Source organism: Achromobacter insolitus (assembly GCF_002209555.1).
GTDB classification, from domain to species: Bacteria; Pseudomonadota; Gammaproteobacteria; order Burkholderiales; family Burkholderiaceae_B; genus Achromobacter; species Achromobacter insolitus.
This window is the reverse complement of sequence record NZ_NJIF01000002.1, coordinates 779,368-798,218: the sequence shown is the minus strand read 5'-3', so window position 1 is coordinate 798,218 and position 18,851 is coordinate 779,368. Positions and strand designations below refer to the sequence as shown.

The 18,851-nt window shown below is 64.4% G+C and carries 18 protein-coding genes; 13 read left to right on the top strand and 5 right to left on the bottom strand.

The features are described from left to right. Position 1: 1 nt before the first annotated feature. The 3 genes from CEY08_RS09205 to CEY08_RS09195 are packed head-to-tail and all read left to right on the top strand — an operon-like array spanning position 2 to position 1,975. Positions 2-805: an ABC transporter ATP-binding protein gene (locus tag CEY08_RS09205; RefSeq protein ID WP_076817447.1), complete on the top strand. Its 804-nt coding sequence runs from the start codon at positions 2-4 to the stop codon at positions 803-805. Next, entirely contained in the window at positions 802-1,542 is a 741-nt protein-coding gene (locus CEY08_RS09200; protein WP_076817444.1) for a maleate cis-trans isomerase family protein, read from the top strand. Before CEY08_RS09205 ends, CEY08_RS09200 begins: the two co-directional genes overlap by 4 nt. Before the next feature lie 13 nt (positions 1,543-1,555). After that, positions 1,556-1,975, top strand: coding sequence for an Lrp/AsnC family transcriptional regulator (locus CEY08_RS09195; RefSeq protein WP_076817442.1), 420 nt, complete (start codon positions 1,556-1,558; stop codon positions 1,973-1,975). Between the two features lie 19 nt (positions 1,976-1,994). On the opposite strand, the gene CEY08_RS09190 is transcribed toward CEY08_RS09195, so the two are convergent. Then, a complete protein-coding gene (locus CEY08_RS09190; protein WP_063639495.1) occupies positions 1,995-3,074 on the bottom strand; it encodes a sensor histidine kinase in 1,080 nt (359 codons plus the stop codon). A 113-nt stretch (positions 3,075-3,187) separates the two neighbouring features. On the opposite strand from CEY08_RS09190, the gene CEY08_RS09185 reads away from it, so the two are divergent. After that, positions 3,188-3,874: a LytR/AlgR family response regulator transcription factor gene (locus tag CEY08_RS09185; RefSeq protein WP_076817440.1), complete on the top strand. Its 687-nt coding sequence runs from the start codon at positions 3,188-3,190 to the stop codon at positions 3,872-3,874. 155 nt (positions 3,875-4,029) lie between these two features. Here the strand turns inward: CEY08_RS09185 and CEY08_RS09180 are convergent, their stop codons facing one another. Beyond that, a complete protein-coding gene (locus CEY08_RS09180; RefSeq protein WP_042795300.1) occupies positions 4,030-5,634 on the bottom strand; it encodes a gamma-glutamyltransferase family protein in 1,605 nt (534 codons plus the stop codon). Positions 5,635-5,641: 7 nt separating this feature from the next. Next, a complete protein-coding gene (locus CEY08_RS09175) occupies positions 5,642-6,661 on the bottom strand; it encodes a Bug family tripartite tricarboxylate transporter substrate binding protein (RefSeq protein ID WP_084738658.1) in 1,020 nt (339 codons plus the stop codon). A 142-nt stretch (positions 6,662-6,803) separates the two neighbouring features. Between CEY08_RS09175 and CEY08_RS09170 the strand changes: the two genes are divergently transcribed. Beyond that, a complete protein-coding gene (locus CEY08_RS09170) occupies positions 6,804-7,718 on the top strand; it encodes a LysR family transcriptional regulator (RefSeq protein WP_076817438.1) in 915 nt (304 codons plus the stop codon). A gap of 109 nt (positions 7,719-7,827) precedes the next feature. After that, complete coding sequence (locus CEY08_RS09165; protein WP_088607634.1) at positions 7,828-9,441, top strand: diguanylate cyclase; 1,614 nt, start codon at positions 7,828-7,830, stop codon at positions 9,439-9,441. 34 nt (positions 9,442-9,475) lie between these two features. On the opposite strand, the gene CEY08_RS09160 is transcribed toward CEY08_RS09165, so the two are convergent. Both CEY08_RS09160 and CEY08_RS09155 read right to left on the bottom strand, forming a co-directional pair. After that, positions 9,476-9,697, bottom strand: a complete 222-nt coding sequence (locus tag CEY08_RS09160; RefSeq protein ID WP_076817434.1) for a YgdI/YgdR family lipoprotein — start codon at positions 9,695-9,697, stop codon at positions 9,476-9,478. Positions 9,698-10,010: 313 nt separating this feature from the next. Next, positions 10,011-10,796 carry an IclR family transcriptional regulator gene (locus tag CEY08_RS09155; protein ID WP_063960789.1) on the bottom strand — a complete coding sequence of 262 codons (786 nt, stop codon included), beginning with the start codon at positions 10,794-10,796 and terminating at the stop codon, positions 10,011-10,013. Positions 10,797-11,000: 204 nt separating this feature from the next. Here CEY08_RS09155 and CEY08_RS09150 point away from each other — a divergent pair, with 204 nt between their 5' ends. Genes CEY08_RS09150 through CEY08_RS09120 form a run of 7 tightly spaced genes read left to right on the top strand, consistent with a single transcriptional unit; the run spans position 11,001 to position 18,848 of the window. Next, positions 11,001-12,143: an ABC transporter substrate-binding protein gene (locus tag CEY08_RS09150; RefSeq protein WP_076817432.1), complete on the top strand. Its 1,143-nt coding sequence runs from the start codon at positions 11,001-11,003 to the stop codon at positions 12,141-12,143. Between the two features lie 28 nt (positions 12,144-12,171). Further along, the gene (locus tag CEY08_RS09145) at positions 12,172-13,047 is read left to right on the top strand and encodes a branched-chain amino acid ABC transporter permease (protein WP_042795305.1); all 876 of its coding nucleotides are present in this window, start codon (positions 12,172-12,174) and stop codon (positions 13,045-13,047) included. A gap of 2 nt (positions 13,048-13,049) precedes the next feature. Continuing rightward, positions 13,050-14,027, top strand: coding sequence for a branched-chain amino acid ABC transporter permease (locus CEY08_RS09140; protein WP_063639491.1), 978 nt, complete (start codon positions 13,050-13,052; stop codon positions 14,025-14,027). Further along, a complete protein-coding gene (locus CEY08_RS09135) occupies positions 14,024-14,803 on the top strand; it encodes an ABC transporter ATP-binding protein (RefSeq protein ID WP_076817430.1) in 780 nt (259 codons plus the stop codon). The genes CEY08_RS09140 and CEY08_RS09135 overlap by 4 nt, the downstream gene beginning before the upstream one ends. Continuing rightward, entirely contained in the window at positions 14,790-15,485 is a 696-nt protein-coding gene (locus tag CEY08_RS09130; protein ID WP_076817427.1) for an ABC transporter ATP-binding protein, read from the top strand. The genes CEY08_RS09135 and CEY08_RS09130 overlap by 14 nt, the downstream gene beginning before the upstream one ends. Positions 15,486-15,504: 19 nt before the next feature. Beyond that, positions 15,505-16,833, top strand: coding sequence for an aspartate aminotransferase family protein (locus CEY08_RS09125; RefSeq protein ID WP_063639488.1), 1,329 nt, complete (start codon positions 15,505-15,507; stop codon positions 16,831-16,833). Further along, positions 16,830-18,848: a hydantoinase/oxoprolinase family protein gene (locus CEY08_RS09120; protein WP_076817426.1), complete on the top strand. Its 2,019-nt coding sequence runs from the start codon at positions 16,830-16,832 to the stop codon at positions 18,846-18,848. The genes CEY08_RS09125 and CEY08_RS09120 overlap by 4 nt, the downstream gene beginning before the upstream one ends. Positions 18,849-18,851: the final 3 nt, after the last annotated feature.

The window sequence follows — 18,851 nt, the reverse complement described above, 5'->3', positions numbered from 1 at the left end:
CATGGCGCACCACGCAGCCCTGGCGCTCGCCCCCGACGCGGACGCGCCCGATACCGCCATCGACATCCGCGGCATGGTCCAGCGGTTCGGTTCCTACGTCGCAGTCGACGGCATCGACCTTTCCATACCCGAAGGGCAGTTCCTGTCCGTGCTCGGCCCGTCAGGCTGCGGCAAGAGCACGCTGATGCGCGCGGTGGCAGGCCTGACGCCACCCACCGCCGGTGAAATCCAAGTACTGGGGGAACGCGTGACCGAACCGGGTGCCAACGTGGGCATCGTGTTCCAGCGGGCGGCGCTCTTGCCCTGGCGCGATGTAGCCGGGAATATTTCTCTGCAACTGGAGATGCGCAATCTGCCCGCGGCACGTTACGAGAGCCGGTTGCGTGAACTGATCAAGCTCAGCGGTCTGGAAGGCTTTGAACAATGCCTGCCGCACCAGCTTTCCGGCGGCATGCAGCAGCGCGTCGCCCTGTGCCGCGCGCTTATCCACAATCCCGACATCCTGCTGATGGACGAACCCTTCGGCGCCTTGGACGCGATGACGCGTGAAGCCATGAACCTTGAGCTGCAGCGGGTATGGCTGGAAAGCAAGAAGACCGTCATGTTCATCACCCACAGCATCTCGGAAGCCGTGTTCCTGTCGGATCGCGTGATGGTGATGAGCAAGCGCCCTGGGCGGGTGGCGCTGACGGTGGACATCGACCTGCCGCGGCCGCGCGACTACACCATGGTCGGCCATCCAAACTTCGTCAAGGCGGCCACGGTCATCCGCGAGTGTTTCGACGCCGCAGGGATGACGGAATGAAGCCCATCCGCTACGACGCCGGCCCGTATCCGCGGGCGCGCCTCGCCTTCCTGTGCGTGGCCAATGCGGGCCTGACCGAAGGGGAGATGCACGCCATGGCTCCCGATGGCGTGGGACTGAGCTTCGGCCGCGTGCCCATGGCGGCCGCGTGCTCAGTGGAAAGTCTGGCCGCGATGGAGAGCGAGCTGCTCCAGGCCCTGGGCAGCCTGGCGCCGGGGCGCCGCGACATCGACGTGGTCTGCTACAACTGCACCGCCGGCAGCGTCGTGATCGGCAACGACAAGGTACGCTCCCTGCTCGCGCAGGCGCGGCCCGGTGCGATCGCGGCGACGCTGCTGGACGGCGTCACGGCGGCGCTGGCCGCGGTAGGCGCCCGCCGCCTGGCCATCGCCACCGCCTACGACGATGCGGTCAACGAGCTGGAACGACGCTGCTTCGAGGGCATGGGCTACGACGTCATCTCGTTGCAGGGCCTGGACCTGCCTGATGATGAAACCATGAACCGGGTCTCGCCCGAGTTTCTGTACGAATTCGCCCTCTCGGTGGACCGGCCCGACGCGGACGCCGTCTTCATCAGCTGCGGCGCGCTGCGCTCCACGGCCGTAATCGAACGCCTGGAGGACACGCTGGGCAAGCCCGTGATCGGCAGCAACCAGGCCAGCATGTGGCATTGCCTGCGCCTGGCTGGGGTTCGCGACCGGATGCGCGGATACGGCAGCTTGTTCAAAGAACATTGAATCCGCCCGAGCCATGGACGAAATCGATACCCGGCTGATCGGCATCCTGAGGCGGGACGCGCGCACCCCGCTTTCCGTCTTGGCCAGCAAGGCCGGCGTGTCGCGCGGCACCGTCTCCAACCGACTGCGCAAGCTGGAGGATGACGGCGTCATTGCCGGCTATACGCTGAAGCTGCGTCCCGACGCAGACCAGGGCGGCCTGCGGGCCTGGATGGGCATTACCGTGGACGGCAACCAGACTCGCGCGGTACTGGCCAGCCTGCTGGGCGAACCCAGCGTCGAACAGCTGCACGACACCAATGGCCGTTGGGACCTGTTGGCCGAAATCCGCGCCGACTCTACGGCCGACCTGTCCAAGGTGCTGGAACGCGTGCGCCTGATCAAGGGCATAGCCACCACCGAAACCAGCATCCTGCTGGCAACGTATCGCTAGAGGCGCCCCCGTCCGTGCATCACGCGGGCTCGGGCTCGCCTCGCAACCGTATCTGCGCCACGGTTCTTTCCCCGCGCTGCTCCAGCAGGAACGCATGCCTGTCGGGGTACCTCAGCACCAGGCGGCGGCACAGATTCCCCAAACCTCCCCCCCCGTTGGCCAGATCGAAGGGCGCGTGCAGGCGGCCAGGGTTGTCCACCTCGATGAGCAGTTCATCTCCCTGCAACCGCGTGCGTATGCAGATGGGGAAATGCGCATGTTCCGAACGCATGCCGTGCTTGATCGCATTTTCCACCAAGCCCTGCAATGTCATGCGCGGGATGTTGATTTCAAGCGTGGCCGGATCGATCTGGCATCGGCATTCGAGTTTCTTGTCAAAGCGCAGCGCCTGTATGCGCACATAGGCCTCGGCAGCCTCGATCTCCTCTTCCAGCCTGGACAGCCCCCGCCCGCGCCGATCCAGCGAATAGCGCAGGTACTCTGCCAGGCTGCGGGTCATTTCCTCGGCGATGGCGGGCCGATCGGCGATCTCCGCCACGATGGTGTTGAGCGAATTGAACAGGAAATGCGGTTCGATCTGCAGCTGCAGGTGTTCCAGTTCCAGCTTCAGCGAGCGCGTCTCCGCCTTCATCTTGGACAGCCGTTCTGTGCGCGCGCTCAGTTCCGCGGACACGCCGAAATAGATCAACGTCCAGATCGAGAGCATGCCCATGTAATAGAGAAAGCCCAGCCGATACTGATTGCCCGGCAGGACCCGTATCGCGCCGGGCAGGAACAGACTGTGGATGCCATAGGCGATCGAGGCCAGCAGCGCCGATGCGGTCAGGCAGAACAGTACCGCGCAAACCAGCACCAGAAGGGGTGGATCGCCCTTGCCGGAGCGGCGGCCATGCAGCACAGCCGCCCCGCTCGTCAGGACGAATGCCAGCGGCTCCAGGGCCGCGGTAAGCCAGAAGGCCGCCGTGGCGTTGCCGAATATCGCCAGCCGGATAAAGAAACCCACGATCGCAAGAAAGACCCAACCCAGCGTCTGCGCCCGCCAAAAGCCAAGCGACGACTCCCCGGGGCTGAGGCCCTGGTTGATGGATGTGAACTTCATGAACACGCCCTCCGGGCCGGCAAAGGGTTCTCTGGAAACTGCATTGGCCTTATATTTACCCGCGTGCCAGACCGCACGACTATACCCGCCACATCACGGCGCCAGGGAGGAGAATGCTGCGCGCGCTTGTCATTGACGATGAAGCCCCGGCGCGGCGCTACCTGCGCCGGCTGCTCGAAGCCTCGGCCGCCATCCACGTCGCGGGCGAAGCCGGAACGCTCGAACAGGCGCGTACCTTGATCCGCGAGCATCGTCCCGACGTCCTGTTCCTGGATATCGAACTGACTTCCGGAACCGGCTTCGATCTGCTGGACGAGCTGGAGGCTCCGCCCGCCGTGGTCTTCGTCACCGCGCACAGCGACTACGCAGCCCGTGCGTTCGACGTCCAGGCCGTCGACTACCTGCTCAAGCCCGTCCGTCCGGACCGGCTCGAACAGACGCTGGCGCGGCTGCGCCCGCGCGCCAGCGATCATCTGACGCTGCGGACCCGCAACGGCACCAAGCTCATCAAAGTCCATGAACTGACCATGGCGCAGGCGCAGGGAGACTACGTGCTGCTTTGCAGCGCCCTGCACGCGAATGAACTGATGCACATCACCTTCAAGCGCCTGGCGGCCCAGCTGCCCTGCCCGCCTTTTTGCGCCTTGTCCCGGTCCGTCATCATGAATCTGGAACATATCTCTCATCTCTCGGCGCTGCCCGGCGCGCAGACGGAGGTGACGTTCAACAATGGCGTCGCTGCCGTCGTGCTGGGCCGGGTCGCGTCGCAGCGCCTGCGGCGCGCGGTGGCGCAGCGCTGAGCCGTTCGGCGCGGCATGGCCCGCGCCGGGAATGGACCGCCACGCCGCTACCGCACCGGAATGGTGCCGATTGTCATCGAGAGGCGGCGGGATTTCACCCTATTTTCGACGAAACAGGGGTTTGCCTCGACCAAACGTCGGTCTGGCAGGCGGCGTCAATAGCCTATCGGGTAGCCATCCTTGCGATGATCCGATGCGGCCAGGTAGCCGCCCTGCTCAAGCCGCATGGCCATCTGCGCGCTGCCGAACTCCAGATCGAAGCGTGGCGCCACGTCTACCTTGTGGCCGCAGGCGCGCAGATGCTCGACGGCTTCCGGCGGGCAGTTCCATTCCACCGCCACGCCGACGTTGTCGTCCTTGATGCGCCAGCGCGGCGCGTCGCTGGCGGCCTGCGGGTTCTGGCCGAAGTCCGCCAGGCGGCTGGTGACCTGCAAGTGGCCTTGCGCCTGCATGGATCCGCCCATGACGCCGAAGCTCATCAACGGCCGCCCACGCTTCATCAGGAAGCCAGGAATGATGGTGTGGAACGGCCGCTTACCCGGCGCCACCACATTGGGATGCCCGGGCTTCGTGGAAAAGCCCCAACCACGGTTCTGCATCGCGATGCCCGTTCCCGGCACCACCACGCCAGACCCGAAGCCCTTGAAGTTGGACTGGATGAACGACACCATGGTGCCGTGCCGGTCGGCGGCAGTCAGATACACCGTGCCGCCGCTATGCGGATCGCCCGGCCGAGGCGCGCCCGCGCGATCCGGATCGATCAGCTTCGCGCGTTCGGCCAGGTAGGCCGGATCCAGCAACTGCGCGCTGGACACTTTCATGTGAGCCGGATCGCCTACGTGTTCGTATAGATCGGCGAAAGCCAGGCGCATGGCTTCTATTTGCAGGTGCAGCGCGCGGCCGCTATCGCGACCGCAACTGGCCAGGTCGAAATTTTCCAGCATGCCCAACGCCATCAATGCGCCGATGCCCTGTCCGTTCGGACCGATCTCGAACAGTTCCAGGTCCCGGTACCGCATGCCTATCGGCTCCACCCAGTCGGCGGCATGGTTCGCCATGTCGGCCTCGGTGATGTAGCCGCCTGTATTGCGCGCGTGGGCTGCGATCGCCGCAGCCAGTTCACCGCGGTAGAAGCTTTCGCCCTTGCTGCGGGCGATGCTCTCCAGCGTGCTGGCCTGACCCGGGCTGCGGAACCGTTCTCCGGGCAGCGGCGCCCGGCCGCCCGGCGCAAAGGATTCGGAAAACCCCGGCTGGCCGCTCAGGCGCGGCACCTGCTTCTGCCATTGGCGATGGACCGTGGGCGACACCAGGTAGCCGTCCCGCGCATAGCGTATGGCAGGTTCGAACAGGTCTTCGAACGGCAGCGAGCCGAACTTCTCCCAGATGGCGCGCCAGCCGGATACAACGCCGGGCACGGTCACGCTGCCCCAGCCGATCGGGTCCATGCCGTCCAGGTGGGCGAATCTGCCGGTCTCCCAGGCCGCCGGCGCGCGTCCGGACGCGTTCAGTCCATGCAGGCGTCCGCCATGCCAGACGATAGCGAACATGTCGCCGCCGATGCCGTTCATGCACGGCTCGACCACTGTCAACGCTATGGCGGTGGCCAGCGCCGCATCGACCGCGTTGCCGCCACGGGCGTACATCTGCAGGCCGGCGGCGCTGGCCAAGGGCTGCGACGTGCTGACCACGTTGTCCGCCAGCACGGGCATGCGCTGCGATGCATAGGGAAGCTGCCAGAAGGGATCGTTGGGTATGGGCATGGGATGGCTACTTGCTTGCGGTGATGTTCAAGGCCTTGACCTTGTCGCGCCAGAATGCCTGCTGGTCCAGGATGAACTGCGGCAGTGTCTTCGCCGGAATCTCGCTGATCTGGAAGCCCTGGGCTTCGATGGCCTTGCGGAATCCTGCATCGCCCTGCGCCTTGGCAAGCGCGCCGGCCACGATATCCAGCCGGTCCTTCGGCGTGCCCTTGGGAGCCATCAGCGCAAACAGGTTCTCGGCTTCGAGGCCCTGTACGCCCAATTCCTTGAGCGTAGGCACGTCAGGCATGACGGGCAGGCGTTTGGCGGAGGCCACGCCCAGCACGTCGATGCGGCCGCCCTGCTTGTGCGGCAAGGAGCTTGTCACGCTGTCGAACATGAATACCGATGCACCCGAGATCACCTCGGGCAAGGCTTGGCTGCTGCCCTTGTAGGGGATCTGCAGCGCGTCCACGCCTGCCTGCTCCTTGAAGATTTCACCTTCCAGGTTGGACAGCGTGCCCGCGCCCATCGACGCGTAGTTGTACTTGCCCGGCGCTGCCTTCAGGTAGGCCACCAGGCTGGCATAGTCCTTGATGCCCAGCGTTGAAGGCGTCACCAGGATGTGCGGGGCGCTGGCTATCGCGCCCACCGCATCGAAATCTCCATCCAGCGACACCTGCTGTTTGCCGTTGAGCGCTTCGTAGATCGAGTTGGACATCACCGACGAGATATACAGCGTATAGCCGTCCGCCTCGGAGCGCGCAGCCGCCTGCATGCCAATCAAGCCGCCCGCGCCGGGCCGATTCAATACCACCACGGACTGGCCCAGCGTATCGCCCAGCTTCTGGCTCAGCTCGCGCGCCAGCACGTCGGTTGCGCCGCCAGGCGGGAACGACAGGATCAACTGGATCGAACGCTGCGGAAAGTCCGCCGCCCCCGCGCCTGCCGCCGCCGACAACGCCAGCACGGCAAAGGCGCGCCTCAGAAAACGGATTCCTTGCGGCCGCGTGACGACGCGGCCCGATTTGCAAACAACAGTAGCCATGCGATTCCCCTTGAATGAAGAGCTGCCCGCGGGTCTGTTGCCCGTGTGTCGTGGCGGCCCTGATCAGCCCATTCTATGAATTGCCTTTCAGGCAATCAATATCAATAATTAGCACCTTGATTGCGTTTTTGTGAATCGAATCATGCTCAGCACCGCGCACCGCTATTTCCTCGAAGTTGTCCGCGCTGGCAGCATCAAGGACGCCGCGGCCGCCCTGCATGTGGCGCCCTCGGCAATCAGCCGGCAAATCGCCAAATTGGAGGAAGGCTGTGGCGCAGCCTTGTTCGAACGCCGACCGCATGGCATGGAATTGACGCGGGCAGGGGAAATGCTGGCCGACTACGCGCGTCGCGTCGCCATGGACGCGGAACACGTGCTGCGCGACATCCGCAGCTTGCGCCACGCGGAACTGACCACCATCCGTATCGGCTCGAACGAGGCCGTGGCGCGCAACGTGTTGCCGCCGATCCTGGGCGCCTATCGTTCCCGCAACCCCGGCGTCGCGTTCCAGGTTCACGTCGCGTCGCCGGGTGTCGTGACGCAGCGCCTGCGCGACGGCAGCATCGACGTGGGCCTGGCCTTCAGCCTGAACGCAGGCAGCGGCATCGATGTGCGCTACGAGATCGTCTCGCCCGTGCGCGCCATCATGGTGCCTGGTCATCCGCTTGCCGGGCGCGGCAGCGTGTCGCTGGAAGACCTGCGGCAGTATCCGATAGCGTTGACGGATTCTGGCACCACCGTGCGCCTGCTGTTCGACAGCTCGGCCGCCGGCAGCGATGGCCCGCCCTTCGATGTCGCCTACTCGAGCAATTCCTCCTCGGTCATCCGCGCCGTCGTCGAGGCCGGCCACGCCGTCACGCTGGCCGGCGAGATCACCCTCGCCGAACCGTTGCGCAGCGGCGCGCTGGTCGCCGTGGCATTGCAGCAGCCGATGTTCGCCGAGCGCACGCTGCAGGTCCAGACCGCGAGCCATGCCCAGTTGCCCGAAACGACAGACGCATTTGTGCTGCACTTGATCGAAGCCCTATCCCCAGGCGCGCATCAACGCAATTCTTGACTTCGCACAGGCTTGCCGCAAAACTGAACCTCCTACGCGCGCAAGGGCACTGCCGGGCGCGGAATGCCCCGATTCAATGGTCATAGAGAATGATTGAAGGAGCGCCGCATTGACCACTGCAGGTATGCCCAGACTGAAGTTGCGCCGGTTGGTCACCATGCTGGCGCTGGCAAGCGGAATCATTGCCTTCGTCAATACGCTGTACGCGGCCTATCTGGTCCAGCGCGAACAACTGATCGCCAACACCCTGGAGGCCAACCGCGCCTATGCGATCAAGCAGGCGGAAGTCACCGACCTGTACATCGAATCCATCCAGCGCCAGTTGACTCTCGCCGCCAACCGCGCCCCAGCCCTGCTGGGCTCCAGGCCCGCCATGGAAGATGAACTGGCGCGCCTCGTCCATCAAACCGACGGCGTCATGACCGCGGCCATCACCGACAAGAACGGCACCATCCTGGCCACCGCGCCGGCCCATCTCGGCATGGAAGGCAAGACGCTGGTGCCCCAGCAGCTGGCGTCCGGCCCTCAACGGCTGGAGGGGCGGATATCCGCCCCTTATATCGGCATGGCGGGGCATCTGATCCTGGCTTTCTCCGAGCCCTTCCTGGACACCGGAGGAGCCTATGCCGGCACGATCTTCACCGCCATACCCCTGAGGCAGGGCAACGAGCTGGACAAACTGGTCGGAGACCACTTCTACTGCGACGGTTCCTATCTGTACGTGGTCGATGGCGAGGGCAACATCATCTATCACAAGGACAAGGAGCGCATCGGCACCAGCGAGAGGGACAACGCCGTGGTCGAGGCCGTGCTGCGAGGCGAGACCGGCGCGATGCCCGTCGTCAATACCCGGGGCACGCGCCTGCTGGCCGGGTACGCTGCCCTCAAGCATGCGGGCTGGGGCGTGGTCGCGCAACGCCCCTTGGACGAAACGCTCCGCCCCCTCCAAAGCCTGACCTACAGGATCGTGCTGTACGCCCTGCCCGTGGGGCTGATCATGTTTCTGGCGATCTACCTGCTGGGCCGCTGGATCTCCAGACCCCTGGAAGAACTGGCGCAGGTCATCGAACGGGACCAGCCCGGCGCGACGGCCGACGACCTCGGCAGGATAAAAGGCTGGTACTACGAAGCCGCCCGGCTGAGGAATGCCGTGACGATGAGCCAGCATTCGCAGAACCAGCGCATCGACAAGCTGAACTCCGACACCATCACCGACCCGATGACCGGCCTCATCAACCGCAGGGGACTGGCCCTGCAGGTCGCCAAGCAACAACAAGCGCGACAGGCATTCGCAGTGCTCGCGCTGGACCTCGACCACTTCAAGCGCGTGAACGACACCTTTGGGCATGCGGCCGGCGATCAGGTGCTGATCGCCCTGGCAGGCATACTGCGGACCAGCATCCGCGGAGAAGACATGCCTTGCCGCGTCGGCGGCGAAGAATTCCTGGTACTGATGCCGGACGCCTCGCCCGCAATCGCCGGGAAGGTCGCGGAACGCATCAGGACGGCAACCGCAGGCCACACGATGCCGCAGGCAGTCGGCCACATCACGGTTTCCATCGGAGTCGCACTCTGGCCAGCGGACGATCCCGCCATCGAGCAAGTCCTGGTCAAGGCCGACCAGGCCTTGTACAGGGCAAAGCATTCGGGGCGCAACCGGGTGGAGGCCTGGTCGACAGCCACCGCCATGAGTTCGGACGGCGTTGGTATCCGGGAAGGATAGGTCACGACCGCCTCCCCGCGCCGCCGCCGGATGCTTACTCCAGTTCTTCGATGCTCTTCACATCGCTCTTGTTGACCTGCACTTTCCGGCCATCCTGGTAGTACACATACATGCCCGAACCTTCGTCGTACTTGGGCCTGTCCGCCGTAATGACGTGGCTCCCATCGGTCTTCTTGATCATCGATGGCGATGAGCAGCCCGCAAGAGCCCCAAGCCCGGTCAAAATGAAGGCGATGCGTGCTTGCTTGAAATTCATGGAGAGTCCTTCTAAATAATGAAAGTCCGGCACTCTAGTCCGCATCGCCACGGCCGCGCGTGACAAGAATTCTGCAGAATTTGCGCAGCTGTAACTGCTGAAAGACCCGCCACGAACGCTCCAGGCCGACGCCGCGCTACACACGGTTGCACCGGTAGCACTCGTCGAAAATAGCGGCCCCGGCGCGGACTGCGCCGCGATCCGATACCTATCATCGGACAGCGCGCATACGCCGAGTAGATTGTTTAACTAAGGCGGACGATCCTGCCTTCAGGCGAGTTCTGCCGAAGGGCAACGCCAAGGCCACGCAGTCTTAGCCTTGATCGGCGGGGCGCCGCGTATAGCCCGCGGCCAATGCGTGCGCGACGCGTTCGGCGTATCGCTGCATGACGGCAGCCAATGTCTCAAGGTTCTTGGATTTCAACCGCTGCAATGGCCCGGTTACGCCGAGGCTGTAGATCACACCAAGGTGTTGCAGATGCACCGGCACGCCCAGTGCAGCCAGGCCCTCATCGATTTCGCCGATGCACGTCGCATAACCCTGCTGGCGAACCACCGCGTATTCCTCCTTGATGCGGTCGCTATCGATGCATGTATGCGCGGTAAGGCGCGGTAGCGGTTCCGCCAACGCGGCATCGATGACATCGGGAGCTTGAAACGCAAGTATTGCCTTGGCCGATGCGGCGGCATGCGGCGCCATGCCCTTGCCTGGCAGCACGAACCCGCGCCAAGGCGTATCGGGCGCTTCCATCAGCACCGAGGACACCCGGTGGTCGCCGTGCAGCTTCGCCAGATAGCAGGTCTCGTCGGTTTCGGCCGCAAGATCCGCCAAGTGCGGCCTCACGACCGCGCCGATCCACTCCGTGTCCGCGCTGGCATACGCAAGCCGCTTCACCCGCGCTCCCAACACGTAGGTGCTGGAGACCAGATCCACAAGTTGCGAGTCCTGCATGGTGCCAAGCAGGCGATGCGCGCTGGTCTTGGGAAGCGCCAGCATGCGCGCGATCTCGGTCAGCGCCAATCCATCGGGAAAAGACGCAAGCAACTCAAGGATGCGCATGTAGCGCTCCAGCGGGGGAAGTTTGGAATCTTGGCTCATAGACGTTCCTTGAAGGCCGGATTGTAGGGGCGGCAGAACGCCCATGCCGGGAAAACCCGGTCTTGCTGTCCATGCCAGCAGTTTTTTATTATACCGAAAAAAGGAACGTTGTACCGATTTTCGGAACGATTACGAGTCCATCGAAAACAACCAAGGGGAAAGCCGCCCCGCCTTCAACGTCAATCGTTACAGGAGCGCAGCACCATGTCCATCAAGCACATCCTCAATCTCACTCGCCGCATCCTTCCGGCGATTACCCTGGCAACCATGGCCGGCGCGGCCTGCGCGCAAAATGTAGTCGTGGGCGCCACGGTCCCCCTCACCGGCCCCTTGTCGTTGACCGGCAAGCAGTACTTCAACTCGCTCAAACTGGCCGAGGACGACATCAACAAGGCAGGCGGCCTGCAGGGCAAGCCGGTCAAGTTCGTGTTTGAGGATGCCCAGGCCTCCAACGGCACCGCGGTCAACGCCTATGTGAAGCTGGCGCAGGAGAACAAGCCCGCCTTCACCTTCCTCACGAGCTACAGCACCCAGAACATGGCCGTTGCGCCGGAAGTGGCGAAAGCCGGCATTCCCGCGATGTATGCCGGCGGCGCCGACGCCGTCGCGGACCTGCGCAATCCCTGGATGTTCCGCATCCGCCCGCAGGACAGCACGGCGGCCGTCGCCATGGCGCGATTCATCAAGGACGAGCTCAAGCTGTCCAAGCCCGGCATTCTCTATATCCAGAATGATTTCGGGCAGGGCGGCGCCAACGCCGCAGCAGCTTTCCTGAAAGACCAGGGCATCACCCCCGTCGGCACCGAAGCCTATGGCCAGAACGACAAGGACATGTCGGCGCAGATCCTCAGCCTGAAGAACAAGGGCGCCGACGTCATCCTGGCTTTCGTCTATCCGCAAGACGGCGCAATGGTGCTGCGCCAGATCAAAATGCTCGGCCTCAAGCAACCCGTCGTGGCCTCGTCGGCCGCCTTTGTCCCTGCCGCGATGCAGCTGCTGTCGCCTGCCGATCTGGATAACGTCTGGGGCGTGATCGACACCTACCTGCCCGCGACCGACAAAGGCAAGAGCTATGCGGAACGCTTCAAGCAACGCTTCTCCATGGACGCCGACCCCTACGGCGCCGCTTACTACGACGGTGCGATGCTGATGGCCCAGGCCATCAACGCCGTTGGCGCCGATCCGCAAAAACTTCAGGGTTATCTCAAGGACCTGAAGGGCTACCAAGGCGTTTCGCACGTCTACAGCTTCGATGCCAAAGGCAATGGCGTGCACGATGTTGCCATCGTGAAGTTCGCCAAGGGAAGCAAGGACATGCAGTTCATCAGCACCATCAAGGTCGACTGAGCATGGCCGGCGCCACAAGGGGAACACCATGCAGGAAATGATCCAACTGCTGGTCAACGGCGTCGCGCTCGGCAGCGTCTACGCCTTGGCCGCGCTGGGCTTCGTCATCGTGTATTCGGCCACCAGCGTGGTGAACTTCGCCGCAGGCCAGTTCGTCATGCTGGGCACCTTTTTCGGGGTCAGCACCATCATCCAGGCGCAGTGGCCCGCGGCCCTGGCCTATCCCGTGGCCATTGCGATGATGGCGGCCTTCGGCCTGCTGTTCTATGCACTGGTCCACCTGCCGCTCCAGAACCGCCCCGTCGTGACGGTCATCATCGGCACGGTCGCCGCCGGCATCGCCATGCAGAACGGCGCGCTCCTGGTTTGGGACGCCTGGCCCTTCCGCATGCCTTCCCCTTTTGGCGATGGCACGATCAGCTTGGCCGGCGGCGTCATCACGGTACATGCGCTGGCCACCATCGTCATCACGTTGCTGTTGATTGTCGGGCTCTACGCGCTCCTGCACCGCACCTCCCTCGGACGTTCAATGCGGGCGGTGGCGCAGGACGTTGAAACCGCAAGGCTTATGGGCCTGCCGGTGCGCATGTTGCTGGGCTTCGCCTGGCTGCTGGCTGCCGTCTTTGCAGGCTTCGCAGGCCTGTTGGTGGGGCCCATGTGGTTCGCCGACGTCAACATGGGCGACGCCGTCGCGCTCAAGGCCTTCGCCGCCACCATCATCGGCGGATTCGGCAGCGTGCCCGGCGCGATAGCGGGCGGACTGGTCGTGGGCCTGATCGAAATCCTCGGCGCGGCGTACCTGTCTTCCACCTACAAGGACCTGCTGGCCTTTGGAATCATGATTCTCTTCCTGCTGCTGCGGCCGCAGGGCATCTTCGGCGAACGCATCGCCGATCGGGGCTGACCATGAAACGATCCCATCTGCTCTGCGGCCTGGCTGTCCTGGCGCTGGCCGCCGCCCTGCCTCTTTTCACGCAGGGCTACGGCAACCGTCTTGCCAATACCGCCGTCATCTCGGCCATTGCCGTCATCGGTTTGAACTTCGTTTTCGGCTATGCCGGGCTGATCTCGCTCGCCCACGCCGCCTTCATGGGCGTGGCCGCATACACGGTGGCCGTGCTGACCACGTCCCACGGTTGGAATCCCTGGCTGGCGGCGCTGCTCGCCATTGCCGCCACCTGCCTGGTCGCCTATGTCACTGGCCGCATCCTGCTGCGCTTGAAAGGTCACTACCTGGCGTTGGCGACTTTGGGATTGAACGTCAGCTTCACCATCGTCGTTTCCAACTGGATCGACATCACAGGCGGCACGAATGGCATATCAGGCATTCCACCGCTCACGCTGGGCGTCATCAAGCTCGACGACGAACCCAGCTTCTACCTGTTTTCGCTGGCGGTCCTGACGTTGCTCGCGCTGCTCGCCGCCCGCATCCGCCACTCCCACGCGGGCCGCACGCTGATGGCGGTGCGCGACGACGAGCTGGCCTCGGCCATGACCGGCCTGCCGGTCACCGAAGTCAAGGTCGCCGCCTTCACGCTAGGCGCAGCCTACGCTGCGGTGGCCGGCTGCCTGTTCGCCTTCCACATCCGCTTTGTTTCTCCCGAGGACTTCAACTTCTCCCACTCCATCATTTACCTGGCCATGCTGGTCGTGGGCGGAGAAGGCAGCATCATCGGAGCGATTCTGGGCGCGGTGAGCGTTACCCTGCTGCCCGAGCTGCTGCGCGGCGTCGGCAACGCCTATCTGCTGGTTTTCGGCATCCTGGTGCTGGTCATCCTGATCGTGCTCCCCCGCGGCCTGATCAGTTTGATCGATCCGGCCACCTACCGCCGGCGCGCCAAACGCGGGAACCGCGGCGTTGTGCATGGAGGCAGCCTGTCATGAGCCTCATGCAAGTACAGAACATCAGCAAGCACTACGGCGGCGTGCAGGCGCTTTCCAATGTCAGCCTGGACATCGGCGCCAACCAGTTCTACGCCATCATCGGTCCGAACGGCGCCGGCAAGAGCACCTTGCTCAATGTGATGACCGGCCTGGTACCTCCCACGTCCGGCCAGGTCAGATTCGACGGCAAGGTGCTGACGGGGCTGCCCACGCACGCAATCATCCACGCGGGCATAGGCCGGATATTTCAAAGCGGCCGCCTGTTCACGCGTCTCAGCGTCCTGGAAAACGTCATGTTGGGTGCTGCGATGCGTGACCCGCGCTCGCTGAGCGCGCTGCTGCTGCGCCCCAGGTCCACCCGGGAACGCGAGAAGACCGCCCGCGATGCCGCCTACGAAACCCTGCGTCAATTCGACCTGCACACGCTCGCCGACCGCAGCATAGGCTCACTTTCCTATGGCAACCGCCGCCTGGTCGAAATGGCGAGGGTCATGGTGGCGCGCCCCCGGCTGCTGTTGCTGGACGAACCAGCGGCCGGCCTGAACTCCGGCGAGGTCGAGCAATTGATGAACCTGCTGCGACGCCTGCGCGAGCAGCACCGCCTCTCCGTCGTGCTGATCGAGCACAACATGGGCATGGTGATGCGACTGGCCGAGAACGTGGCAGTACTCAACTTCGGCGCCAAACTCGCCGAAGGCACACCCGCCGAGGTGCAGTCCGATCCCGCGGTGCTCGAGGCCTATCTTGGAGGAGGCTATCAGCATGTTGCAGTGTAGAAACCTGGGCGCGGCCTACGGCGACATCGTCGCATTGCGCGCTATCGATCTCGACGTTCGCGCCGGTGAAGCCGTGGCGCTGATCGGCGTCAACGGCGCCGGCAAAACCACGCTGTTGCGCGCGATTTCAGGGTTGCTTCCCACGACGGGCACACTGAATTTCGACGGCGGCTCCCTGGATGCCTGGCCGATCCAACGCCGTGTAAAGGCGGGCATTGCGCACGTCCCGGAAGGGCGGCGGATCTTTCCGGGCCTCACCGTGAAGGAAAACCTGGAGGTCGGCGGCTCGGTGCGCGGCGGCGGATCCAGCGAGGACTTCGACCGCGTCTATGACCTCTTTCCACGACTGAAGGAGCGGGCCAGCCAGCTGGGCTGGTCCTTGTCTGGCGGCGAACAGCAAATGCTGGCGATCGGCCGCGCCTTGATGGCGCGTCCGCGCCTGCTCCTGCTGGATGAACCGTCACTCGGCTTGGCGCCGCGCCTGGCCGAAGAAGTCTATGCCCGCATCGCCCGTATCAATGAGGGCGGCATGACCGTCCTGCTGGTCGAGCAAAACACCGTGCTCGCGCTCGGCGTGGCCAATCGCGGCTACGTCATCGAAAACGGCAGCATCGTGCTGACCGACACCGCCGAGACGCTACGTCGACACCCGCGCGTCCGGGACGCTTACCTGGGCCGCTAAATCCTGCTTGAGAGAAACCATGTATCCCGATCCCTCCTCCCGTTCACAGGCATTGCACACGCGCGCCAAGCGCTCCCTTCCGGGCGGCAATACCCGCACGACCGTCTATCTGTCGCCGTACCCCGTGTACGCCGCGCATGGCGCCGGCTGCCGCGTCCATGACGTTGACGGCAATGTATTGATCGACTGCATCAACAATTTCACTGCGCTTATCCATGGTCATGCGCACCCCGCGCTGGCCTCTGCAGCGCATCGCCAAATTGATCTGGGCACAGCCTTCGGCATGCCGACCGAAAGCGAAATTGCGCTCGCCGAACTGCTGGCCGAACGCGTGCCGGGCATCGAGCAAATCCGCTTCACCAATTCCGGCACCGAGGCCGTCATGATGGCCCTGAAGGCCGCCCGCGCCTATACCGGTCGACCCAAGATCGCCAAGGTAGAGGGGGCCTATCACGGCTCGTACGATTATGCCGAGACCAGCCTCGATGCGAGTCCCGCCAACTGGGGCGAGGCGGCCGCGCCCGCGTCCGTGGCGCACTCGCTTGGAACGCCACAGGGCGTGACCGCAGATGTCGTGGTGCTGCCCTTCAATGACAGCAAGGCCACCGAGGCCCTGCTGCGGGCAAATGCCGCCAGCCTGGCCGGCGTACTGATAGACCTGCTACCCAACCGCGTCGGATTGATTCCCGCCAGCGCCGAATACCTGGAAATGCTGCGGCGGGTCACCACGGAACTGGGCATCCTGCTGATCGTCGATGAAGTCATCACGCTGCGCCTGGCGTCCGGCGGCGCGCAATCGCGTCTGGGAGTCACCCCCGATCTGACCACCGTCGGCAAAATCATGGGCGGCGGCTTTCCCGTCGGAGGCGTGGCCGGACGCGCGGACGTAATGGCCGTCTTCGATCCCAGCGCCGGCCGCCCTGCAGTCCCCCACGGCGGCACCTTCTCGGCCAATCCCGTCAGCATGGTGAGCGGGCTTGCCGCCATGCAATTGCTGGATGAGGCAGCCTACGCCCAGCTCGACCGCCACGGTGACATGCTGCGGCAGGGATTGAACCAGGCTTTCGCCGACACCGGCATCGCTGGCCAGGCCACCGGACTGGGATCACTGATCAAGCTGCATCTGAAAGCAGACAAGCTGACCAGCTACCGCGATGCCTACCCCAGCCCCGAACAGGCGCGGGCCATGGCGCGCTTCAACCGCGAAATGCTGAACCGCGGCGTCCTGATGGCCAGCTATGGACTGATCGCGCTGTCCACGCCCATGCAGGACCAGGACATCGCACAGATCATCGAGACCGCGCATGAAGCGCTCAATGTCTTGCGCCGCGAGGAGGTGCTGGCATGACGATCACCGTAGGCATAGACGTAGGCGGCACTTTCACCGACCTCATCCTGGTGGATGACGCATCTGGCGCGGTACGCATTTCCAAGGTTCCCAGCACGCTGGAGAATCAGGCGTTTGGCGTGCTCGAGGCGCTGCGCCGCACCGGGGTCCCTCTGGAACGCGTAGACAGCATTGTCCATGGCACCACCACCACAACCAATGCCGTGCTTGAACGCAAGCTCGCCAAGGTCGGCCTGATCACCACCGAAGGATTTCGCGACGTGCTCGAACTGGGCCGGCGCACGCGGCCGCATGCTTATGGGTTGACGGGCAGTTTCGTGCCGCTGATTGCACGTGAGTTGCGGCGCGAAGTCGCTGAACGCATGGACGCCCAGGGCAATGTGCTGACTCCGCTGGACGAAGAGGCTTTCGTGGCCCGGGTGCGGGAATTGGTGGAGACCGGCGTGGAAGCCCTGGTCATACACTTCCTGCATAGCTACGCCAATCCCGCCCATGAGCTTCGCGCCCTGGAACTGGCGCGCCGGCACTGGCCCAACGACTACATCACCGCCGGGCACACCATCATTTCCGAGTTCCGCGAGTTCGAACGCGGCACCGCCGCCGCCGTCAACGCCTCGGTGCAGCCGATTCTCGACCGCTACATCGACCGCCTGCAGAACAGCCTCACGGCGGCGGGCTTTCGCAATGATCTGTTGGTTATGCAAGGCAATGGCGGGACCGTCTCGGCGCGCACCATCTCGCGCGCGGCCATCAATACCGTCATGTCCGGGCCGGCCTCCGGAGTCATGGCCGCCGCCTATTCCGGCAGGATGTCGGGCTACCCGAATCTGATCACGTACGACATGGGTGGGACGTCCTCCGATGTCGCTCTCATCGAAAACAGCATTCCCAAGGTATCCAGCGAACTGGAGCTCGAATACGGCATGCCCCTGCACGTGCCGATGGTCGATGTCCATACCGTCGGCGCGGGCGGTGGCTCCATCGCCCGAGTGCAGGCTGGCGGCTTGCTGCGCGTTGGCCCCGACAGCGCCGGCGCCCGCCCCGGTCCCATCTGCTATGGGCGTGGCGGCGAACTGCCCACCCTGACCGACGCCAATCTGGTGCTGGGACGTCTCGATCCAGACCGGCTGCTCGCCGTCGATCGCGCCGTCAGCGTGGACGAGGTTGCGGCACGCATCGAAGAGACCATCGGCCGCCCCCTGGGCCTGGACGCCGTGCAGGCTGCGGCGGCCATTCTGCAGATCGGCAACAACAATATGGCGGGCGCCGTGCGCCTGGTCAGCCTCGCGCGTGGCTATGACCCGCGCGACTTCGCGCTCTTCGCCTTCGGCGGCGCGGGGCCGCTGCATGCCGTCGCGCTGGGGCGTGAACTGTCCATACCGACCGTGCTCATTCCCGTGCGGCCCGGCCTGACCAATGCTCTGGGCTGCCTGGTGGCGGACGTGCGGCACGACTTCGTCAAGTCATTCAACAGACCGCTGAAGGATCTGACGGACGCCGATCTGCAGGCCTGCCTGCATGACCAGATCGCCCTTGGGCATGCCGCGATCGAACGCGACGGCATCGCCGTCTCGGACATCGAGATCTTCCACCACGCGCAGATGCAATTCCAGGGCCAAAGCCACCTGCTGACGGTCGCTGTCGACGCGGGCGCCGCTACAGTCACCCAATTGCAAGAGGCCTTCGCCCGCGCCTACTGGCAACGTTTCCAGGTCGAACTCTCCGAGCTTCGTCCGGTGCTCGTGACGCTGGACACCAGCCTGGTCGGCAAGCGTTATGCCATATCGCTGGACTCGCTGCGCAGCACGGGCGCCCCGGCCGCCGCGCCACGACGCCGCCAGGTATGGTTTACAGAGACCGGCTGGATCGACACGCCCATCTACGCGCGCGAGCATATCCCCGCCGAAGGCCTGCATGGCCCCGCGATCATTGAACAGTTGGACGCCACAACCGTCATCGACCCAGGCGCGCATGCCTGCGGCGACGACTACGGCAACCTCATCATCACTCTCTAGGGC

What these genes read in the sequence shown, in the direction of transcription:
- CEY08_RS09180 (WP_042795300.1), bottom strand. Translation starts at nt 5,634, where the DNA reads ATGCCCATACCCAACGATCCCTTCTGGCAGCTTCCCTATGCATCGCAG.
- CEY08_RS09195 (WP_076817442.1), top strand. Translation starts at nt 1,556, where the DNA reads ATGGACGAAATCGATACCCGGCTGATCGGCATCCTGAGGCGGGACGCG.
- CEY08_RS09200 (WP_076817444.1), top strand. Translation starts at nt 802, where the DNA reads ATGAAGCCCATCCGCTACGACGCCGGCCCGTATCCGCGGGCGCGCCTC.
- CEY08_RS09135 (WP_076817430.1), top strand. Translation starts at nt 14,024, where the DNA reads ATGAGCCTCATGCAAGTACAGAACATCAGCAAGCACTACGGCGGCGTG.
- CEY08_RS09175 (WP_084738658.1), bottom strand. Translation starts at nt 6,661, where the DNA reads ATGGCTACTGTTGTTTGCAAATCGGGCCGCGTCGTCACGCGGCCGCAA.
- CEY08_RS09130 (WP_076817427.1), top strand. Translation starts at nt 14,790, where the DNA reads ATGTTGCAGTGTAGAAACCTGGGCGCGGCCTACGGCGACATCGTCGCA.
- CEY08_RS09150 (WP_076817432.1), top strand. Translation starts at nt 11,001, where the DNA reads ATGTCCATCAAGCACATCCTCAATCTCACTCGCCGCATCCTTCCGGCG.
- CEY08_RS09155 (WP_063960789.1), bottom strand. Translation starts at nt 10,796, where the DNA reads ATGAGCCAAGATTCCAAACTTCCCCCGCTGGAGCGCTACATGCGCATC.
- CEY08_RS09125 (WP_063639488.1), top strand. Translation starts at nt 15,505, where the DNA reads ATGTATCCCGATCCCTCCTCCCGTTCACAGGCATTGCACACGCGCGCC.
- CEY08_RS09140 (WP_063639491.1), top strand. Translation starts at nt 13,050, where the DNA reads ATGAAACGATCCCATCTGCTCTGCGGCCTGGCTGTCCTGGCGCTGGCC.
- CEY08_RS09205 (WP_076817447.1), top strand. Translation starts at nt 2, where the DNA reads ATGGCGCACCACGCAGCCCTGGCGCTCGCCCCCGACGCGGACGCGCCC.
- CEY08_RS09160 (WP_076817434.1), bottom strand. Translation starts at nt 9,697, where the DNA reads ATGAATTTCAAGCAAGCACGCATCGCCTTCATTTTGACCGGGCTTGGG.
- CEY08_RS09120 (WP_076817426.1), top strand. Translation starts at nt 16,830, where the DNA reads ATGACGATCACCGTAGGCATAGACGTAGGCGGCACTTTCACCGACCTC.
- CEY08_RS09145 (WP_042795305.1), top strand. Translation starts at nt 12,172, where the DNA reads ATGCAGGAAATGATCCAACTGCTGGTCAACGGCGTCGCGCTCGGCAGC.
- CEY08_RS09170 (WP_076817438.1), top strand. Translation starts at nt 6,804, where the DNA reads ATGCTCAGCACCGCGCACCGCTATTTCCTCGAAGTTGTCCGCGCTGGC.
- CEY08_RS09190 (WP_063639495.1), bottom strand. Translation starts at nt 3,074, where the DNA reads ATGAAGTTCACATCCATCAACCAGGGCCTCAGCCCCGGGGAGTCGTCG.
- CEY08_RS09185 (WP_076817440.1), top strand. Translation starts at nt 3,188, where the DNA reads ATGCTGCGCGCGCTTGTCATTGACGATGAAGCCCCGGCGCGGCGCTAC.